General features: G+C 71.4%; 20 protein-coding genes, 1 tRNA gene and 1 pseudogene. 15 read left to right on the top strand and 7 right to left on the bottom strand.

The features are described from left to right. The 4 genes and pseudogenes from ABZ915_RS28595 to ABZ915_RS28580 form a co-directional block, all read right to left on the bottom strand. A pseudogene (locus ABZ915_RS28595) lies at positions 1-201 on the bottom strand (2-oxoglutarate ferredoxin oxidoreductase subunit alpha); the annotation flags it as partial. Positions 202-383: 182 nt separating this feature from the next. Then, on the bottom strand, positions 384-1,043 hold the full coding sequence (locus ABZ915_RS28590; protein ID WP_361809124.1) for a response regulator transcription factor: 660 nt from the start codon (positions 1,041-1,043) through the stop codon (positions 384-386). A 144-nt stretch (positions 1,044-1,187) separates the two neighbouring features. Then, positions 1,188-2,558 carry a sensor domain-containing protein gene (locus tag ABZ915_RS28585; protein WP_361809121.1) on the bottom strand — a complete coding sequence of 457 codons (1,371 nt, stop codon included), beginning with the start codon at positions 2,556-2,558 and terminating at the stop codon, positions 1,188-1,190. 111 nt (positions 2,559-2,669) lie between these two features. Next, positions 2,670-3,860: a sensor domain-containing protein gene (locus tag ABZ915_RS28580; RefSeq protein ID WP_361809067.1), complete on the bottom strand. Its 1,191-nt coding sequence runs from the start codon at positions 3,858-3,860 to the stop codon at positions 2,670-2,672. Between the two features lie 234 nt (positions 3,861-4,094). Between ABZ915_RS28580 and ABZ915_RS28575 the strand changes: the two genes are divergently transcribed. From ABZ915_RS28575 to ABZ915_RS28520, 12 genes are all read left to right on the top strand, one after another. Next, a complete protein-coding gene (locus ABZ915_RS28575) occupies positions 4,095-4,499 on the top strand; it encodes an NADH-quinone oxidoreductase subunit A (protein WP_361809065.1) in 405 nt (134 codons plus the stop codon). Next, positions 4,490-5,110 (top strand): NADH-quinone oxidoreductase subunit B family protein, encoded by a 621-nt coding sequence (locus tag ABZ915_RS28570; protein ID WP_361809062.1) that lies wholly within the window; start codon positions 4,490-4,492, stop codon positions 5,108-5,110. Before ABZ915_RS28575 ends, ABZ915_RS28570 begins: the two co-directional genes overlap by 10 nt. Further along, positions 5,107-6,264: an NADH-quinone oxidoreductase subunit C gene (locus ABZ915_RS28565; RefSeq protein WP_361809059.1), complete on the top strand. Its 1,158-nt coding sequence runs from the start codon at positions 5,107-5,109 to the stop codon at positions 6,262-6,264. Before ABZ915_RS28570 ends, ABZ915_RS28565 begins: the two co-directional genes overlap by 4 nt. Continuing rightward, complete coding sequence (locus ABZ915_RS28560) at positions 6,261-7,229, top strand: complex I subunit 1 family protein (RefSeq protein ID WP_361809056.1); 969 nt, start codon at positions 6,261-6,263, stop codon at positions 7,227-7,229. The genes ABZ915_RS28565 and ABZ915_RS28560 overlap by 4 nt, the downstream gene beginning before the upstream one ends. After that, positions 7,229-7,789 carry an NADH-quinone oxidoreductase subunit I gene (locus tag ABZ915_RS28555; RefSeq protein ID WP_361809053.1) on the top strand — a complete coding sequence of 187 codons (561 nt, stop codon included), beginning with the start codon at positions 7,229-7,231 and terminating at the stop codon, positions 7,787-7,789. Before ABZ915_RS28560 ends, ABZ915_RS28555 begins: the two co-directional genes overlap by 1 nt. Further along, positions 7,786-8,406, top strand: coding sequence for an NADH-quinone oxidoreductase subunit J (locus tag ABZ915_RS28550; RefSeq protein WP_361809050.1), 621 nt, complete (start codon positions 7,786-7,788; stop codon positions 8,404-8,406). The genes ABZ915_RS28555 and ABZ915_RS28550 overlap by 4 nt, the downstream gene beginning before the upstream one ends. Beyond that, positions 8,406-8,783 (top strand): NADH-quinone oxidoreductase subunit NuoK, encoded by a 378-nt coding sequence (nuoK, locus tag ABZ915_RS28545; RefSeq protein ID WP_361809047.1) that lies wholly within the window; start codon positions 8,406-8,408, stop codon positions 8,781-8,783. Before ABZ915_RS28550 ends, nuoK begins: the two co-directional genes overlap by 1 nt. Further along, on the top strand, positions 8,780-10,774 hold the full coding sequence (locus tag ABZ915_RS28540) for an NADH-quinone oxidoreductase subunit L (protein WP_361809044.1): 1,995 nt from the start codon (positions 8,780-8,782) through the stop codon (positions 10,772-10,774). Before nuoK ends, ABZ915_RS28540 begins: the two co-directional genes overlap by 4 nt. A 6-nt stretch (positions 10,775-10,780) precedes the next feature. Then, the gene (locus tag ABZ915_RS28535; RefSeq protein WP_361809042.1) at positions 10,781-12,355 is read left to right on the top strand and encodes an NADH-quinone oxidoreductase subunit M; all 1,575 of its coding nucleotides are present in this window, start codon (positions 10,781-10,783) and stop codon (positions 12,353-12,355) included. Continuing rightward, entirely contained in the window at positions 12,352-13,878 is a 1,527-nt protein-coding gene (locus ABZ915_RS28530; RefSeq protein ID WP_361809039.1) for an NADH-quinone oxidoreductase subunit N, read from the top strand. The genes ABZ915_RS28535 and ABZ915_RS28530 overlap by 4 nt, the downstream gene beginning before the upstream one ends. A gap of 188 nt (positions 13,879-14,066) precedes the next feature. Beyond that, complete coding sequence (gene htpX, locus ABZ915_RS28525) at positions 14,067-14,930, top strand: zinc metalloprotease HtpX (protein WP_361809036.1); 864 nt, start codon at positions 14,067-14,069, stop codon at positions 14,928-14,930. Further along, positions 14,927-15,319 carry a YccF domain-containing protein gene (locus ABZ915_RS28520; protein ID WP_361809033.1) on the top strand — a complete coding sequence of 131 codons (393 nt, stop codon included), beginning with the start codon at positions 14,927-14,929 and terminating at the stop codon, positions 15,317-15,319. The genes htpX and ABZ915_RS28520 overlap by 4 nt, the downstream gene beginning before the upstream one ends. 93 nt (positions 15,320-15,412) lie before the next feature. Here ABZ915_RS28520 and ABZ915_RS28515 read toward each other — a convergent pair whose 3' ends face one another. Further along, positions 15,413-16,678: an APC family permease gene (locus tag ABZ915_RS28515; protein WP_361809030.1), complete on the bottom strand. Its 1,266-nt coding sequence runs from the start codon at positions 16,676-16,678 to the stop codon at positions 15,413-15,415. Positions 16,679-16,833: 155 nt separating this feature from the next. Between ABZ915_RS28515 and ABZ915_RS28510 the strand changes: the two genes are divergently transcribed. Then, positions 16,834-17,100, top strand: coding sequence for a GlsB/YeaQ/YmgE family stress response membrane protein (locus tag ABZ915_RS28510; protein ID WP_361809027.1), 267 nt, complete (start codon positions 16,834-16,836; stop codon positions 17,098-17,100). Between the two features lie 76 nt (positions 17,101-17,176). Here the strand turns inward: ABZ915_RS28510 and ABZ915_RS28505 are convergent, their stop codons facing one another. Next, positions 17,177-17,665, bottom strand: a complete 489-nt coding sequence (locus tag ABZ915_RS28505) for a YajQ family cyclic di-GMP-binding protein (protein ID WP_361809024.1) — start codon at positions 17,663-17,665, stop codon at positions 17,177-17,179. Positions 17,666-17,903: 238 nt separating this feature from the next. Between ABZ915_RS28505 and ABZ915_RS28500 the strand changes: the two genes are divergently transcribed. Both ABZ915_RS28500 and ABZ915_RS28495 read left to right on the top strand, forming a co-directional pair. Then, positions 17,904-17,985 (top strand) — tRNA-Tyr (locus ABZ915_RS28500). 145 nt (positions 17,986-18,130) lie between these two features. After that, on the top strand, positions 18,131-18,370 hold the full coding sequence (locus ABZ915_RS28495; protein ID WP_361809021.1) for a hypothetical protein: 240 nt from the start codon (positions 18,131-18,133) through the stop codon (positions 18,368-18,370). Positions 18,371-18,404: 34 nt separating this feature from the next. On the opposite strand, the gene ABZ915_RS28490 is transcribed toward ABZ915_RS28495, so the two are convergent. Continuing rightward, positions 18,405-19,061, bottom strand: coding sequence for an SDR family oxidoreductase (locus ABZ915_RS28490; RefSeq protein ID WP_361809018.1), 657 nt, complete (start codon positions 19,059-19,061; stop codon positions 18,405-18,407). Positions 19,062-19,063: the final 2 nt, after the last annotated feature.

The raw sequence follows: 19,063 nt of genomic DNA, 5'->3' as shown, positions 1-19,063 counted from the left end.
CGTCGACAGGTCGTTGCCGAAGGACGCCGTCTCCGAGGTGAACCGGTCACCGGTGAGCTGCATACCGTCGCCGGAGTCCCCGGCGAACCGGATGATCACCCGGTCCAGACGGCGGACGCCCTTCGCCCCGGCCGGCTTGCGCGGCCCTCCTACGACTGCTCCGTCGGCCTGTTCCGCTGCGCTGCTGACCTGGCTGGTCACTGAACTGGACCTCCTTCGAGGCGGCTGCCCGGGGCGTGGTCGTCCCGTGGACCTTCCCAGGATCAACCCTACGTCGCTTAGGGTCGCCTTCCCTCGGCCATTCGCATGATGGACAGCGATTCGCCCGGGTGTTCCGGCCGGCCGAGCCCGGGTGTCCCGGCCGTCACGAGTTCAGGTGACCGTCACGAGTTCAGGTAGGTGAGGACCGCCAGCACTCGCCGGTGGTCTCCGTCGCTCGGCGACAGACCGAGCTTGAGGAAGATGTTGCTGACGTGCTTCTCCACGGCTCCGTCGCTGACCACCAGCTGCTTGGCGATCGCCGAGTTCGTGCGGCCCTCGGCCATCAGGCCCAGGACCTCCCGCTCGCGCGGGGTGAGCCCCGCGAGCACGTCCTGCTTGCGGCTGCGCCCGAGCAGCTGCGCGACCACCTCCGGGTCCAGTGCCGTGCCGCCCCGGGCCACCCGCACCACCGCGTCCACGAACTCGCGTACCTCGGCGACCCGGTCCTTGAGCAGATAGCCGACGCCGCGACTGGAACCGGCCAGCAGTTCGGTGGCGTAGCGCTCCTCCACGTACTGTGACAGCACCAGCACCCCGAGCCCGGGGTGCGTCCTGCGCAGTCGTACGGCCGCCCGGACGCCCTCGTCGGTATGGGTCGGCGGCATCCGTACGTCCGCCACCACCACGTCCGGCAGGGTGCCCTGCGCGTCCAGGTCGGCGATGGTCTTGATCAGCGCCTCGGCGTCCCCCACTCCGGCGACGACATCGTGCCCGCGATCGGTCAGCAACCGGGTCAGGCCCTCCCTGAGCAGCACTGAATCCTCGGCGATGACCACCCGCACCCTGTCCTCCACGATCTCCCGGCCCCCCACAGCCCGTCTCCACGTACCGGTCCGTCCGCACGTGTTCGTACGAAGGTCCAGCATTCCAGTATCGGGAGCGGATCGCGCCTGATTCAGGCGCACACGGGTTCGGGAAGGCGCGCGTCAGCGGCGCCAGGGCAGCTCTGCCGTCACCCGGGTGGGGCCGCCGGCGGGGGAGTCGACCACGAGGATCCCGTCCACCGCGTCCAGCCGCTCGGCGAGTCCGGCCAGCCCCGAACCGGCGGACACGTCGGCCCCGCCGACCCCGTCGTCGATGACCTGGAGCATCAGCCGGTCCTCCGAGCGCCACACGTCCACGGTGGCCGACGTGGCGCGGGCGTGCTTGCTGACGTTCTGAAGCAGCTCGGAGACCGTGAAGTAGGCGATCCCCTCGATGGCGGGGGCCGGCCGTTCGCCGAGGTCCACCTCGACCTGGACCGGCACGGTGCACCGGGAGGCGACGGAGGACAGGGCGGCGTCCAGGCCGCGGTCGGTCAGTACGGCGGGATGGATGCCGCGCGCCAGGTCCCGCAGCTCCTGAAGGGCCGTCTTCACCTCGCCGTGCGCGTCCTCGACCATGCGGGCGGCCGCCTTCGGGTCCTCGGCGAGCTTCTCCTTCGCCAGCCCCAGATCCATGGCCAGCGCCACCAGCCGCGCCTGCGCGCCGTCGTGCAGGTCCCGCTCGATGCGCCGCAGGTCGGCCGCCGCCGTGTCCACCACGACACCCCGGTCGGACTCCAGCTCCACCACCCGCTTCGCCAGCCGCGACGGCCCGAGCAGCCCCAGCACCATCAGCCGGTCCACCGTCGTCAGCGCCCGTACGATCCACGGCGTGGCCATCGTGAACAGCAGTCCGACCAGCGCCGTCACGGTGATCTCGAACGGGTTGTCGAGGTAGATGCTGTGGTGGGCGTCGCCGTACAGCTGAAGCCCGCCCTGGCCGCCGTACATCGGGAACAGCCAGAACCACAGCGGGTACGTCAGCAGCGCCCAGCCGTACACCCAGAAGTTGACGGCGACGACGAAGGAGAGCACCGCCCACGGGAAGTGCAGCAGCGCGTACAGCAGGTGCCGCCAGGACGTGCCGCTCTTGAGGACCGCGCCCATCCAGGCCAGCGCACCGTTCTTGCGCACCCGCAGCGGCTCCGGTTCGGCCACCTCCAGACGGAGCAGCCCGCGCGCCCGCGCCCGCTCCAGCGTCCCCAGCCCCCGGCAGCCCGCCAGCGCTCCGGCCAGTACCGGGATGCCGAGGAACGTCACCAGCAGGCCCGCGCCGAGCGCCACCATCGTCACGGCGTAGACGAAGGTCAGGACGGCGATCGGCAGGTTCAGCAGGACGTAGCCGAACTCGCGCCAGCTGCGGGCCTCCAGCGGCGCCCGCAGCGCGGCGGGCAGCCGGTTCGGGCGGTGCCCCCAGTCGTCGGCGCCGTGGCCTCCGGACCGGCCGCCGTGCCCGTACCCCTGCCCGTACCCCTGTCCGTACTCCGTGGCCATCGGTGTCGTCCCGTTCTCCTCGTCGGCGGCTGTGTTGCCCTGCATCCAGGCTGCTGCGGCGCAGGTCGACGGGCCATGGAGGCCGTCGGCGTCTTGGCCGGGGGGTTTTCCCTACCCCTGCCCGGGGGCCTGTGTCCGGTCCCGCCAGGGCAGCTCGGCGGTGATGGTGGTCGGCCCGCCCGTGGGTGAGTCGACGACGAAGAGCCCGTCGACCGCGCCGAGCCGCTCCGCGAGCCCCCGTATCCCCGTGCCGCCGTCCAGCCGGGCGCCGCCGCGCCCGTCGTCCCACACCTGGATCAGCAGCCGGTCCTCGGACCGCCACACCTCGACGGACGCGGATCTCGCCTGGCTGTGCTTGCTGATGTTCTGGAGCAGCTCGGAGACGGTGAAGTAGGCGATGCCCTCGATCGCGGCGGCCGGCCGCTCCGCCAGGTCGCTGGTGACCTTCACCGGCACCGTGCAGCGGGAGGCGACGGAGGACAGGGCCGCGTCCAGGCCGCGGTCGGTGAGGACGGCCGGGTGGATGCCCCGCGCCAGATCGCGCAGTTCCTGGAGGGCCAGCTTCACCTCGCCGTGCGCCTCGTCGACCATCGCGGCGACGGTGTCGTCGGCGCGACCCTCCAGCAGTCTCTCCTTCGCCAGGCCGAGCCCCATCGCCAGATTGACCAGCCGGGCCTGCGCCCCGTCGTGCAGATCGCGCTCGATGCGCCGCAGGTCGGCCGCCGCCGTGTCCACCACCACTCCGCGGTCGGACTCCAGTTCGGCGATACGGCGTTCGAGCTCATCGGAGGGCGACAGCAGCCCCCGCACCATCGCCCGGTCCGCGTTCGCCAGGCCCCGCGCGATGAACGGCAGCACCGGCCACAGCACGAACAGCGAGGCGAAGGTGATGACGAAGGTGAGGATGCCCCAGGGCAGCCGGATGAAGTCGTACAGCAGCGTCCGCCAGCCCACCGGGTCCTTCAGGGCCATCCACAGCCGCTGGAGCAGCCCGCCGCCCTTCCTGAGCGGCAGCGGAGTCGGCTCCTCCACCCGCATCCCGAGCAGGCCCCGCGCCCGGGCCCGCTCCAGCTTCCCCAGCTGGCGCGCGCCCAGCAGACTCGCCGCGAGCAGCGGGAACCCGACCACGGTGAGGGTCAGGATGCCGCTGACGAACAGCACGCTGACGACGTAGGTGAAGCCGAAGATCGCCGCCGGCAGGTTGGCCAGGAGGTGCGCGATCTCCTTCCAGGTGTACTTGTCGAAGGCGAAGCGCGCCGGGGGCAGACGGTGCTCGTCGGCACTGGGGTCGGGTGCGGTCATACGGGTTAGCGTGCCGTGCCCGGCGCCTCGGCGCCATGAGGTCCGCCGCCGCCGTCCACTGGGGAAAACCCCACCCTCGCCGTGCTCTCCCGTCCCAGGGTGTGACGGGCTGCTTACCCGTTCTTTATCAGGGCCTAGACTCCCGTGCGTACACATCGTCGAATCACGTCAACCACCACGGGTGGCGATTCACGGTTCACCGCAGTCACCGGGTCAGGGAGCGAGGGGCGCACGTTGCGGGAGACGTTGGGGGACTCGACCGTCGTCGCGGCGGACTACTTCCAGTCATATTCGGTCGTGGGACTGCTCGCCCTGGTCGGCGTGCTGTTCGTCGCGGTCGCATTCGGGGCGGGCCGCCTGCTGCGGCCGGTCGTACCCACCCCGGAGAAACTGCTGACCTACGAGTGCGGCGTCGACCCCGTCGGCGAGGGCTGGGCACACACCCAGGTCCGCTACTACGTCTATGCCTTCCTCTACGTGATCTTCGCGGTCGACTCGATCTTCCTGTTCCCCTGGGCGACGGTCTTCGCCGCCCCCGGCTACGGCGCCACGACGCTGGTGGAGATGTTCATCTTCCTCGGCTTCCTCGCCGTGGGCCTGCTGTACGCATACAAGAAGGGCGTCCTGACATGGACGTGACCCCCACTCCTTCCGAGCCTGTCCTGCTTCCCGAGCCGAAGCGGCTGGGCGCGCTCGCCCGCCTGGCCCCCGAGCCGATGAAGGTGGTCCTGAACTGGGGCCGCCGCTACTCGCTGTGGGTCTTCAACTTCGGTCTCGCCTGCTGCGCGATCGAGTTCATCGCCGCGTCCATGGCCCGCCACGACTTCATCCGCCTCGGCGTCATCCCCTTCGCACCGGGCCCGCGCCAGGCCGACCTGATGGTGGTCTCCGGCACGGTGACGGACAAGATGGCCCCGGCCGTCAAGCGCCTGTACGAACAGATGCCCGAGCCCAAGTACGTCATCTCCTTCGGTGCGTGCAGCAACTGCGGCGGGCCGTACTGGGACTCCTACTCGGTGACCAAGGGCGTCGACCAGATCATCCCGGTCGACGTGTACGTACCCGGCTGTCCGCCCCGCCCCGAGGCCCTCCTCCAGGGCATCCTCAAGCTCCAGGAGAAGATCGCCCAGGAGTCGCTCGACGAGCGCTACGGCACCGGCGGAGCCCCGCGCGCCTCCACCGCGGCCCTCCAGAGCGGCCTCGTGCGGCCCCCCGCGCAGCCGTCCGGCGGGGAGGGTGACGCCCGATGACCACCGTCGGCTGGCTCCCCGCACCCGTCGAGGACCTCTTCGGTACGGAGGCCACGGCCGAGGAGTCCTACGAGGTCCTGACGGTCGACGTACCGCCCGCCTCCTGGATCCCGGCGCTGGAGACCGCGCGCACCACCCTCTCCTGCACCTACTTCGACTGGCTGAGCGCGGTCGACGAACCGGGCACGGGCTTCCGCGTCTCGGCGCATGTCGTCGCCCTCTCCCCGGTCCGCCGGCTCCTGCTGCGCACCACGGTCCCGCACGAGGCGCCCACGCTCGCCTCCGCCGTCGGCGTCTACGCGGGCGCGGCCTGGCACGAACGCGAGACGCACGAGATGTTCGGCGTCCACTTCGAGGGCCACCCCGCCCTGGACCACCTCCTCCTCCCCGAGACCTTCGAGGGCCACCCCCTGCGGAAGGACTTCGTCCTGGCCGCGCGGGTCGCCAAGGCCTGGCCGGGCGCCAAGGAACCCGGCGAATCCGAGCACGGCGGACCCAAGCGCCGCCAGATGCTTCCCCCGGGCGTCCCCGACCCCAACGAGTGGGGCCCGCTCAAGGGCCAGCTGCCCCCTGCCCCGGCCCGCCCGGCACGAGGCGCGGGACGCGCGGCGGCCACCGGGGAGCGTCCCGCGCGCGCGGCGGGGGAGCGGCCGGTACGCGCGGCGGGGGAGCGGCCGGTACGGCGGACACGTACCGCCGCGGAGGGCTCGGCGAGCCAGGCCCCGGCGGCCGAGGCCCCGGCGAGCGGGGCTGCGGGAGCCGGGGCCGCCGCCGAGGCTGCCCCCGCGGAGGCGCCGCCCAGGGGACCGCGCCGGGCCCGCAGTGCGAGCGGGGGGTCCGCGTCGCAGCGTGCGGAGGGCACGGAGCGCACGGAGGGCACAGAAGGCGCGGAGGGTGTGGAGAGTGCGGGGGGTGCACAGGACGCACAGGGTGCACAGGGTGCCCCGCGCGGTTCGGACGCCCCCTGGCACCACGCCCGCCCGGCCTTCGACGAAGCGGAGGCCAAGCGCGAGCCGGATGCCGAGCCGGATGCCAAGCCTGAACCGGTGCCCGAGTCGGAGCCCGAGTCCGAGCCGAAGCCCGAGTCCGGGGCCGAAGCCGGCGAGGAGTCCCCGTCCCCCACCCGCAACGACCCCACCGGAGGCCCGCAGTGAACGACGCGCTGGACGTCGCCCTGCGACTCCTGGTCGTGTTCGTCGTCTTCCTCACCTTCCCCCTGATCGTCGGCCAGACCGAGCACAAGGTGATGGCCCACATGCAGGGCCGCCTCGGCCCGATGTACGCCGGCGGCTTCCACGGCTGGGCCCAGCTCATCGCGGACGGCGTGAAGTTCGCGCAGAAGGAGGACGTCGTACCCGCGGGCGCGGACCGCCGCATCTTCCAGCTCGCCCCCGCCGTGGCCCTCCTGCCGTACCTCCTGGTGCTCCTCGCCATTCCCATCGGCCCGAGCGAGAGCGCGGTCGGCCAGGTCCTGGACGCGGGCGTGTTCTTCGTGCTCGCGGTGATGGGCGTCGGCGTCCTCGGCTCGCTCATGGCCGGCTGGGCCAGCGCCAACAAGTTCTCCCTCCTCGGCGGCCTGCGCACCGCCGCCCAGCTCCTCGCCTACGAACTCCCGATGCTGCTCGCCGCCGCCTCGGTGGCGATGGCCGCGGGCACCGTGTCGATCCCCGGGATCCTCCACGCCTTCCACTGGTGGTGGCTGCCCTGGCAGATCGTCGGCGCGGTCGTCTTCTTCGTGGCCGGATTGGCCGAGCTCCAGCGCCCGCCCTTCGACATGCCCGTCGCCGACTCCGAGATCATCTTCGGCGCGTACACCGAGTACACCGGCCTGCGCTTCGCCCTGTTCCTGCTCGCCGAGTACGCCGGCATCGTCGTCCTGTGCGGCCTGACCACCGTCCTCTTCCTGGGCGGCTGGCACGGCCCCTGGGGCGCCGACGGCCTCGGCTGGCTCTGGACCCTGCTGAAGACCGCGATCCTCGCCTTCCTCGTCATCTGGCTCCGCGTCACCTACCCCCGCCTGCGCGAGGACCAGCTGCAGAAACTCTCCTGGACCCTCCTCGTGCCCCTCTCCCTCGCCCAGATCGCCCTCACCGGCATCGTCAAGGTGGTGATCTCCTAATGGCCCCCATCCCCGGCTCAGGTCTGGCCAAGGGCCTGGCCGTCACCCTCCGCACGATGACGAAGAAGACCGTCACCGCGCAGTACCCGGACGTCCAGCCCGACCTCCCGCCCCGCACCCGCGGCGTCATCGGGCTGTTCGAGGAGAACTGCACCGTCTGCATGCTGTGCGCCCGCGAGTGCCCGGACTGGTGCATCTACATCGACTCCCACAAGGAGACGGTCCCGGCGGCGACCCCCGGCGGCCGCGAACGCAGCCGCAACGTCCTCGACCGCTTCGCCATCGACTTCTCCCTGTGCATGTACTGCGGTATCTGCATCGAGGTCTGTCCTTTCGACGCCCTTTTCTGGTCCCCGGAGTTCGAGTACGCCGAGACCGACATCCGCGAACTCACCCACGAGCGCGACAAGCTGCGCGAGTGGATGTGGACGGTCCCGGCCCCGCCCGCCCACGACACCGGCGCGGAGGAGCCGAAGGAGATCGCCGGCGCCCGCAAGGCGGCCGAGAAGCTGGCGGCCGCCCAGGCCCAGCCGGCCGAGCCGCAGGAGGGGGACTCGTGAGCCTTGCCGCCGAAACCCACGGCTTCCTCTCCCCGAACGGCGTCGAGATCGCCTTCCTCCTGGTCGGCCTGGTCACCTTCGGCGCCGCGCTGGTCACCGTCACCACCCGGCAACTGGTGCACGCCGCCCTGTGGCTGGTGGTGACCCTCGGCGGTCTCGCGGTGGAGTACCTGCTGCTCACCGCCGAGTTCATCGCCTGGGTGCAGGTCCTCATCTACGTCGGTTCCGTCGTCGTCCTCCTCCTGTTCGGGCTGATGCTCACCCGGGCCCCCATCGGCCGCTCCCCGGACGCCGACTCCGGCAACCGCTGGGCCGCCCTCACCGTGGCCGTCGCCGCCGCGGCCGCCCTGGTCTGGGTGGTCGTCGACGCCTTCCGCGCCACCTGGATCGACCTGGGCGGCCCGGCCGCCGGCTCGACCAAGGTCACCGGCGCGAGCCTCTTCCAGAACTGGGTCCTCCCCTTCGAGGCCCTCTCCGTCCTCCTCCTCGCCGCCCTGGTCGGCGCGATCGTCCTGTCCCGCAAGGCGAAGGCGGACGCCGCCGACACCGGCCCCGCCGTCCCGGGCGCCCGCGACGGCAAGGGAACCGACCCGGCCGACAAGGAAGGTGTCCGCTGATGCACCTCGCCTATCCCGCCGTGCTCTCCGCCCTCCTGTTCTGCACCGGCCTGTACGGCGTCCTCGCCCGCCGCAACGCGATCCTGGTCCTGATGTCGGTCGAGCTGATGCTCAACGCCGTCAACCTGAACCTGGTCGCCTTCGACGTCTGGCTCAGCAAGGCCGCCGTGGAGACCCTGCACTCCGGTCAGGCCCTGACCCTGTTCACCATCGCCATCGCCGCCGCCGAGATCGGCATCGGCCTCGCGATCGTCCTCGCCGTCCACCGCAACCGCGGCACCTCCGACATCGACAAGCTCCGCGACACCGCCGAGGGCCACCCCACCGGCCCCGACACCGACAACCCAGCGGCCGAGAAGGCTGAGGCCACCGCGTGACCACGACCACCCTCGCCGTTCTCGTCCCCCTCCTGCCGTTCCTGGGCGCCGCCGCCGGCCTGCTGCTCGGCCGCACGGCCCCCGGTTTCACCCGCCCGCTCGCCGTCCTGCCGCCCCTCGCCTCCCTGGTGCTGGCCGTGCTGGTCGCCGTGCGCCAGGGCGGCGGCCAGGCCATCAACGCCCAGACCGAGCTCACACCCACAGGTTCGGTCCCGATCGAACTCGCCCTGCACATCGACGGCTTCGCCGCCCTCGTCGCGATCCTGGTCGGCGTCGTCGCCACCTGCGTGCAGATCTACTCGACCGGCTACCTGCGCGACGACCCGCGCTACCCCTCCTACGCGGCCCTCGTCTCCCTGTTCACCTCCGCGATGTTCCTGGTCGTCTACTCGGGCGACCTGATCGTGCTGCTGGTGGGCTGGGAAGTCATGGGCATCTGCTCCTACTTCCTCGTCGGCCACTACTGGGAGACCCCGGAAGCCCGCGCCGCCTCCCTCAAGGCCTTCCTGGTCACCAAGCTCGGCGACGTGCCCTTCCTCATCGGCCTGTTCGCGCTCGGCACCGACGCCGGGTCCTTCCAGATCACCCGCGTCCTCGGCACCGTCGCGAACGGCGGCCTGCACCACCCGACGCTGATCGCCCTGCTCCTCCTGGCGGGCGTGGCCGGCAAGTCCGCGCAGTTCCCGCTGCACACCTGGCTCCCCGACGCGATGGCGGGTCCCACACCCGTCTCCGCGCTGATCCACGCCGCGACGATGGTCGCCGCCGGTGTCTACTTCGTCGCCCGTCTCCTCCCCGTCTTCGAGGCCTCCTCGGCCGCGCTGCTCGTCCTCGCCGTCATGGCCGCAGTCACGATGACCGGCTCCGGTCTCGCCGCACTCGCCCAGGACGACATCAAGCGCGTCCTCGCCTACTCGACGATCGGCCAGCTCGGCTACATGACCGGCGCCCTCGCCGTCGGCGACCGTGGCGCCGCCGTCTTCCACCTCCTCTCGCACGGCGCCTTCAAGGCGCTGCTGTTCCTCGCGGCCGGCGTGATCATCCACGCCGCCGGCACCAACTCGCTCGCCGCGATGTCCCGCATGAGCCACCTGCGCGACCGCATCCCCGACGCCTACTGGACGATGACCGTGGCGCTCCTCGCGCTCGCCGCGATCCCTCCCTTCAGCGGCTTCTTCTCCAAGGAGTCCGTCCTCGGCGCGGCCGAGCACGTCGCCACCGGCCACACCGAGCACGCCCCCGCCGCCGCGGGCTGGCTCGTCCTCGTCGCAGGCCTGCTCACCGCCCTGCTCACCGCCGCCTACGCCACCCGCCTGTGGCTGCTGGCCTTCCGCGGGCGCGGTGCCGAGGCCCCCGAGCACGGGCGGCAGCCGCTCACCATGACCGTGGTGCTGTGGGTGCTCGCCGTCCCGTCCCTGGCCTTCGGTGCCGTCGCCTACCGGGCGCTGCCCGACTGGTTCGGCGGCCGAGACCTGACCCCGACCCTCATCACGTCCATCCTCGGCACCGGCCTCGCCCTGGTCGGCGGGATCGTCACCTACGGCGCCTGGCAGCGCACCACCGCACTGGCCGCCCGTGTCCCGCTCGGCGCGGTCGCCGCCCACCCCGAGGGGGACGCCGGACTGGTCGAGGCCGAGGCCATCGCCAGCCACGCACCCGTCTACGGCGGCGTCGCCTACGCACCCGACCCGGCCGACCCCGGACGGCTGCTGCTCGGACCGCTGCACCGGCACGCGGCCGTCGGCTTCCATCTGGACGCCGTGTACGCGGCGCTGTTCGTCCGCCCGGTCCAGGCCGGAGCGAGCCTCGTCCGGTTCCTCGACCGCGAGGTCGTCGACACCTATGTACGCGGCGCGGCCGCGCTGCCCCGACTGCTCGGGGCCGCCGTACGGCGCGCCCAGACCGGCAATGTGCAGACCTATGTGAGCGCGCTGCTCGCCGGCACCGTCGTCCTGGCGGTCGCCGTCCTCCTCGTCGCCTCGGGAGCGTGAGCAGGCGTGATCGATATCAGCGAGTCCGTGATGCAGTTCCTTCTGGCGTTCGTCGTCGTCGCCCCGCTCCTCGGTGCGCTGGCCGCTCTCCTGCCGGCCCCGCCCGGGCTGAAGGGGAAGTCGCCCGAGCAGGCCGTGCTCCGGCACGGTGTCACCGTGACCGGCGCGATCCTCATCGCCGCGATCGTCCTCGCGCTCGGCTTCGACCGCGACCATCCGTCGAAGATGCAGGCCACGACCGACATCAGCTGGATCCCCGCACTCGACGTGCGGATCCACCTCGGCATCGACGGCATCTCCCTCCCCCTTCTGGTCCTGACCGCGCTGCTGACCTTCCTCTGCGCGCTCTACACGTACTTCAAGATGCCGTCGGGCCCGACCCCGAAGGCCTTCGTCGCACTGCTGCTCGTCCTCGAGTCCGGCACCCTCGCGAGCTTCGCCGTCCTCGACCTGCTGCTGTTCTTCCTGGCGTTCGAGATGGTGCTCATCCCGATGTACTTCCTCATCGCCCGCTGGGGCGGCGAGGGGCGGACCCAGGCCGCCTGGAAGTTCATCCTCTTCACACTGCTCGGGTCCGTGGTCATGCTGCTCGGCCTGCTCCTGATCGGAATCAAGGCGGGCACGTTCGACATGGTGGCACTCGCCACTGACAACGGCCGGTCGCTGCCCACATCCGTGCAGGTCATCGCCGTTCTGGCGATCGGGATCGGGCTCGCGGTCAAGACGCCGATGTGGCCGTTGCACAGCTGGCTTCCGGACGCCCACACCGCGGCGCCCACCGTCGGCTCGGTCCTGCTGGCGGGTGTCCTGCTCAAGATGGGTACGTACGGGTTCGTCCGGATCCTGCTGCCGATCGCACCCGACGGCTTCCACACCTTCGCGCCCTACCTCGCCGCCTTCGCCGTCGTCGGGATCATCTACGGGTCCCTGGCCTGCCTGGCCCTGGCCAAGCAGGGCGCGAAGGGCGATCTGAAGCGGCTCATCGCCTACTCCTCCGTCGGCCACATGGGCTTCGTCCTGCTCGGCATCGCCAGCACCACGCCGACCGGCGTGAACGGCGCGCTGTTCGCCAACATCGCCCACGGCCTCATCACCGGCCTGCTGTTCTTCCTGGTCGGCGCGCTGAAGGACCGCACCGGCAGCACGGACCTCGACACCCTGGCCGAGGAGAGCGGCGCCGCGCTGTACGGCAAGGCCCCCCGTCTCGGCGGCCTGCTCGCGTTCGCCGCGGTCGCCTCGCTCGGCCTGCCGGGCCTCGCCGGGTTCTGGGGCGAGATGCTGGCGCTGTTCGGCGCGTTCAACCCCGCCGCCGGCCTCAGCCGCCCCGCGTTCCTCACCTTCATGGCGATCGGCGCGTTCGGCACGCTGCTGACCGCCGCGTACATGCTCATCGTGGTCCGCCGCGTCTGCATGGGCGCCGTACCGCAGGACGTCCCGAAGCTCGCCGACGTCCACAGCTACGAGTTCGCGGCCTGGACCCCGCTCGTCGCCCTCACCGTCGTCGCCGGGCTCTGGCCGAAGGCCCTCCTCGGCCTGACCGACCCGGCCGTGCAGCAGCTCCTCGCAGGAGGCACCCGATGAGCGCCCTGGCCCAGTCCCTGGCCCAGCCGGTGGTCCAGTCCGTCGACTGGCTCGCGATCGCCCCGCCCACCCTCACGGCCGTCGTCGCCCTAGCCGTCCTCGTCGCCGACCTGTTCGTGCCCGACGCCAGGAAGGCCGCACTCGGCTGGGTCTCCGTCGCCGGGCTCGCCGCCTCGGCCCTCCTGCTGCTGCCCCTCCTGGACGGCGACCGCAGCACCTTCTGCCTCACCGGCGCCACGCACGCGTGCAGCTACACCGCCGACCGGTTCACCCTCGTCATCCAGTTCCTCGTACTCGGCGGCGCCCTCCTCGCGGCCCTGCTGTCGGTCACCGCGCTGAAGGACGCCGGGCGACGCGTCCCCGAAGGCGAGTTCTGGTTCCTGCTGCTCTCCTCCGCCGCGGGCGCCGCCCTCCTGCCCGCCTCCCGCGACCTCGCGACCCTCATCGTCGCCCTGGAGGTCGCCTCCCTGCCCGCCTTCGCCCTCGTCGGCATCCGGCACGGCGACCGGAGGTCCTCGGAAGCGGCCCTGAAGTTCTTCCTGTCCTCCGTCACCGCCACCGCGGTCAGCCTGATGGGCATCAGCTTCGTCTACGCCTCCACCGGCACCCTCTACCTCACCCAGGTCGCCGACCGGATCCAGCACGTCGACGGACAGCTCCACACCCTCGCCCAGACCGGCGTCGTCCTCACCCTCGTTGGCTTCGCCTTCAAGACGGCCGCCGTCCCCTTCCACTTCTGGGTGCCCGACACCTACGTCGGAGCCCCGCTGCCCATCGCCGCCTACCTGTCGGTCGTCGGCAAGGCGGTCGGTTTCTCCGGGCTGATCCTCGTCACCGTCGTCGCCTTCCCGTCGTACGCCGACGTCTGGGGCCCGGCCCTCGCCGTCCTGGCCGCCCTCACCATGACCGTCGGCAACGTCGCCGCCCTGCGCCAGCAGGCCACGCGCGCGTACAGCGCGGTACGGCTGCTCGCCTGGTCCTCCGTCGGCCAGGCGGGGTACCTGCTGGTGCCGATCGCCGCCGCCGGATACACCAAGGACGCCCAGAAGGCCATCGGCTCCACCGTCGCCTACGCCCTGATGTACGCCGCCGTGAACCTCGGAGCCTTCGCCGTGGCCGCGCTCGTCGGCCGTACCAAGTCCCTCAACCGGATCACCGACTACCGGGGCCTCTACGCGTCGAACCCGCTCACCGCACTGCTCCTGGCGTTCTTCCTGCTGTGCCTCGCCGGACTCCCCCCGGGCATCATCGGCCTGTTCGCCAAGGTCACCGTCTTCTCGGCGGCCGTCGACGCGGGCCTCGGCTGGCTCGCCGTCGTCATGGCCGTCAACGTGGTGATCGCGCTGTTCTACTACCTCCAGTGGACGGCCCTGCTGTTCCGTGCCCCCGAGGGCGAGCCCGGCCGCCACCACGTCCCCGCCCCCCTCACCGCCGCGCTCGCCCTCACCGGCGTCCTCGGCGTCGTCCTCTCCGGCGCACCCCAACTCGTCCTGCGCTTCGCGGCCACCGGCCTGTTCGGGTGACTCGCCACGCGCGCACGGGGCACCCGTGTTCCTACGTGCGCGTGCGGTCATAAGGGCACGTCACCCGTACGGCCGACACGCGCCGCCGTCTGTACCAGGGAACTCGCGGCGGTCACCTGGCGTTGACCAGAGCGGGAGGGTCCACTGGACCCAAGAGTTTCCCTGCTGCGCGATTTGGAGGGCGTACCGTGCACCGCCGGCACAACGGGCTCAGGACGGCAGTACTCCTCGGTGGACTGTCCGCACTCATCATCGTCATCGGCAGCCTCTTCGGCCGCATGGGGCTGATCATCGCAGTCCTCGTGGCCCTCGGCACGAACGCGTACGCGTACTGGAACAGCGACAAGCTGGCGCTACGCGCGATGCGCGCCCGCCCGGTCAGCGAATTCGAGGCCCCGGCCCTGTACCGCATGGTCCGCGACCTCTCCACCCAGGCCCGCCAGCCCATGCCGCGCCTGTACATCTCCCCGACGGAGGCACCGAACGCCTTCGCCACGGGCCGCAACCCGCGCAATGCCGCCGTGTGCTGCACCGAGGGCATCCTGCGCATCCTCGACGAGCGCGAACTGCGCGGCGTCATCGGCCACGAGCTGAGCCACGTCTACAACCGCGACATCCTCATCTCCTCGGTCGCCGGCGCGCTCGCCTCGGTGATCATGTTCCTGGTCAACTTCGCCTGGCTGATCCCGATCGGCCGCTCCGACGACGACGAGGGCCCCGGTCTGCTCGGCATGCTGCTGATCATGATCCTGGGCCCGCTTGCCGCCAGCCTGATCCAACTGGCCATCAGCCGGTCCAGGGAGTACGAGGCGGACGCCTCCGGCGCCCAGCTCACCGGCGACCCCCTCGCCCTCGCCAGCGCCCTGCGCAAGCTCGAGACCGGCACCCAGCAGCTTCCGCTGCCCCCCGAGCCCCGCATCGAGACCGCGAGCCACATGATGATCGCCAACCCCTTCCGCCCCGGACAGGGACTGTCGAAGATGTTCTCCACGCACCCGCCGATGGCGGACCGCATCGCCCGGCTCGAGAAGATGGCAGGTCGTTACCAGTGAGAACCATCCTGAACGTCATCTGGCTGATCCTGAGCGGCTTCTGGCTGTTCCTCGGCTACCTGCTCGCGGGCGTGCTGCTCTGCATCACGATCATCGGCATCCCGTTCGGCATCGCGGCCTTCCGTATCGGCGTCTACGCCCTGTGGCCCTTCGGGTACACCACCGTCGAGCGCCGCGACGCGGGCGCCGCCTCCTGCGTCGGCAACGTCCTGTGGCTGGTCCTCGCCGGCTGGTGGCTGGCCATCGCCCACATCGTCACCGGGATCGCCCTCTGCGTCACGATCATCGGCATCCCGTTCGGCATCGCCAACTTCAAACTGATCCCCGTCTCCCTGTTCCCGCTGGGCCGGGAGATCGTGCCGACGGACGAGCCGTTCGCGACGCGCTGACAGCCGTCCACCTCGCCTGACCGTCCTTCAGGCCCGTGCTTCTCGCGCCGAGTTGTCCACAACCGGCTCGTTGTCCACAGGCCCGCCCGCCTGTCAGTGGCGACCTGCATCATGTGTACCGAGGCCCACCCGCCGCCGTACCGCGTAGGCCGCCACACCCACGGCCAGCACACCCGCCCCCACGACGACCGAGACAACCGGCAGGGCGAACGCCAGCGTCACGCACCCCAGCAGCCCCACCGCCGGCACCGCACGTGCCGACGGAGCGGGGCTCAGGGTCCAGGCCGAGGCATTGGCGATCGCGTAGTAGGCGAGCACACCGAAGGAGGAGAAGCCGATGGCGCCCCGTACGTCCACCGTCGCCGCCAGAACGGCGACGACCGCGCCCACCGCCAGCTCCGCGCGGTGCGGGACCTGGAAGCGCGGATGCACGGCGGCCAGCGCCCCGGGCAGATGGCGGTCGCGGGCCATGGCCAGCGTGGTCCGCGACACGCCGAGGATCAGCGCGAGCAGCGACCCCAGCGCGGCCACGGCGGCCCCCACCCGCACCACGGGCACCAGCCCCTGCGCCCCGGCCGCCCGCACCGCCTCGGCCAGCGGCGCCTCCGCCTGCCCGAGAGGGCCCGCGCCGAGCACGGACAGAACGGCGACGGCCACGCACACGTACACGGCCAGCGCGATACCCAGGGCGAGCGGGATCGCGCGGGGAATGGTGCGCGCCGGATCCCGCACCTCCTCACCGAGGGTCGCGATCCGCGCGTACCCGGCGAACGCGAAGAAGAGCAGCCCGGCCGCCTGAAGCACCCCGGCCACGCCCGAGGACAGCCCGATGCCCAGCCGCCCGGCATCTGACCGCCCGGAGGCCAGGCACACGACCACCACGGAAGCGAGGACCGCCAGCACCACGGCCACGATCACCCGCGTCAGCCAGGCGGACTTCTGGATGCCGCCGTAGTTCACCGCGGTCAGCGCCACAACAGCCGCGACCGCCACCACGTGCGCGTGCCCCGGCCAGACGTACGCGCCGACGGTGAGCGCCATCGCCGCGCAGGAGGCCGTCTTCCCGACGACGAAGGCCCAGCCCGCGAGGTAGCCCCAGAACACCCCGAGACGCTCCCGCCCGTACACGTACGTGCCGCCCGAGGCCGGATACAGGGCCGCGAGCCGTGCCGACGAGGTGGCGTTGCAGTAGGCCACCACGGCGGCGACGGCCAGCCCGAGCAGCAGCCCGGACCCGGCCGCGCGGGCGGCGGGCCCCAGGGCGGAGAACACCCCGGCGCCGACCATCGAGCCGAGCCCGACGACCACGGCGTCCCGCACTCCCAGGGTGCGCCGCAGCTCTGAACCGGAGCGTGTCATGCGCTGGACCCTACTGATCGATGCAACCGCCCGGTGTGCCCGCGGCGTCCTGTGCAGCAACACGGCACGAACACGCGCACGACGGACAGACGGTCCTCACCGAATTCTCAAGGGCCGTACAGTGCGGCCACAGCGCGGAAGGGCAGGTTCAGGGCATGAGCATCATCGGTTGGATCATCCTGGGACTTCTGGCCGGAGCCATCGCCAAGGTCCTGCTGCCGGGCCGTGACCCGGGCGGCTTCATCGGCACGACCCTCATCGGTGTCGCCGGTGCGTTCATCGGCGGCTGGATCTCGGCCCGCTGGCTGGACCATCCGGTCTCCAAGCACTTCTACGACGGCGCCACCTGGGCCGCCGCGATCGGCGGCTCGCTCGTCCTGCTGATCATCTACCGCATCCTGTTCGGCAACTCGCGCGACTGAGACGACTGGCACGACTGACACGGCGGAAGGGCGGGCACCACCGGGTGCCCGCCCTTCCGCGCAGTGGAGTGCCTTCCTACCGGTAGTTCACGAACTGCAGCGCGAAGTCGAAGTCCTGGCCCTTCAGGAGGGCGATCACGGTCTGAAGGTCGTCGCGGCTCTTGGAGCTGACGCGCAGCTCGTCGCCCTGCACCTGCGCCTTGATGCCCTTGGGGCCCTCATCGCGGATGATCTTCGCCACCTTCTTGGCGTTCTCCTGGGAGATGCCTTCCTCGATGGACGCGAAGATCTTGTACTCCTTGCCGGAGAGCTGCGGCTCGCCGGCGTCCAGCGCCTTCAGCGAGATGCCGCGCTTGATCAGCTTGGACTGGAAGACGTCGAGGACCGCCTTGACCCGCTCCTCGGAGTTCGCCTCCAGCAGGATCTTCTCGCCGGACCACGAGATCGAGGCACCCACGCCCTTGAAGTCGTAGCGCTGGGAGATTTCCTTGGCGGCCTGGTTGAGGGCGTTGTCGACCTCCTGCCGCTCGACCTTCGAGACGATGTCGAAACTGGAGTCGGCCATGTCCTGTGGCTCCTTGTATCGGGGTGCTTATCGGGGTGCGCATCGGGTGCGTGTCGGCGTGCGCGGCGGTCGCCGCCGAGCCCGGCACGAGAGCCGGACCGCATCCGCACCAGCCTAGCCACCCCGCGTCCCCGAGGGGCCGATCAACCGAGTGGCGAAGCACCCCTACCCATCGGGTATTGTTTACGTCGTTGCCAGGGAGTACCGCCGAAAAGCGGGACGACCGGCATCAACCCCCGGCGGTGTGCCCGAGCGGCCAAAGGGAGCAGACTGTAAATCTGCCGGCTCAGCCTTCCCAGGTTCGAATCCTGGCGCCGCCACACTGGGGAAGACCCCCGTCCGATCTGCGGAGACGCAGGCCAGACGGGGGTTTTTGCATGGCCTGGTGTGTCGCTCCGGATCATGGAGTGACGTCCGTCACCTCGCCTGCGTGGCGTTGTCAGTGCCCCGGGGCACACTGGCTGCATGTCCTCCGCGTCCTCCCGGTCCGGCCCGTCCGGCCGCCGCAGAACCTGCCCGGTGTGCCGTCGTGAAATCGCCGTCGTCGCCGGGAGGTTCGCGCGGCACGATCCGCCCGGGGTGCGGCGCAGCGGTGAGCTCGTCTCGTGCTCCGGGTCGCGGCGGCAGGCGGAACTGGGGGCCGTGCAGCCGTCGTTGGACGGGTACGCGCTGCCGGACTTCCCCGGGCAGTTGCCCCTGTTCTGATCACCCGTCACCGCTCGGGCCCCGACCGTCAGCCTCAGTTGCCCGCCACCGACTTCACGGCCACCGTCATCGGAGTCGACCCGCCGATCAGCTCCAGCGTCAGGCCCGCCGTCGCCGGGGTGTCCACCAGTTCCGCCAGGACGGCCGCCACGTCGTCGCGCGGGATCGAGCCGCGGCCGGTGTGCGCCTCCAGGCGGACCAGGCCGGTGCCGGAGTCGTCCGTCAGCGAGCCGGGGCGCAGGATCGTCCAGTCCAGGGCGTCCAGGCCGCGGACGTAGGCGTCGGCCTCGCCCTTGGCGCGCAGGTACACGTCGAAGACGTCGTCACCCTGGTGCGCCGGATCCGCGCCCATGGACGAGACGACCAGGAAGCGGCGTACCCGCGCCCGGACGGCGGCGTCCGCGAACAGCGTGGCCGCACCCCTGTCCACCGTGTCCTTGCGGGCCACGCCGCTGCCCGGGCCGGCGCCCGCCGCGAAGACCGCCGCGTCCGCGCCCTGAAGGTGCGCCGCGACCTCCTCCACCGAGGCCGACTCCAGGTCGAGCAGAACCGGTTCGGCGCCCACCTCCCGCAGGTCGTCGCCCTGTTCCGGCTTGCGGATGATGCCCGCGACCTCGTCTCCGCGCCCGGCGAGCAGCCGCTCCAACCGCAGCGCGATCTGACCATGACCACCAGCGATGACAATGCGCATGT

Origin of the sequence: Streptomyces sp. NPDC046915, from assembly GCF_040644935.1 — a bacterium.
Lineage (GTDB): Bacteria > Actinomycetota > Actinomycetes > Streptomycetales > Streptomycetaceae > Streptomyces.
This window is presented reverse-complemented; position numbering and strand designations above follow the sequence as displayed.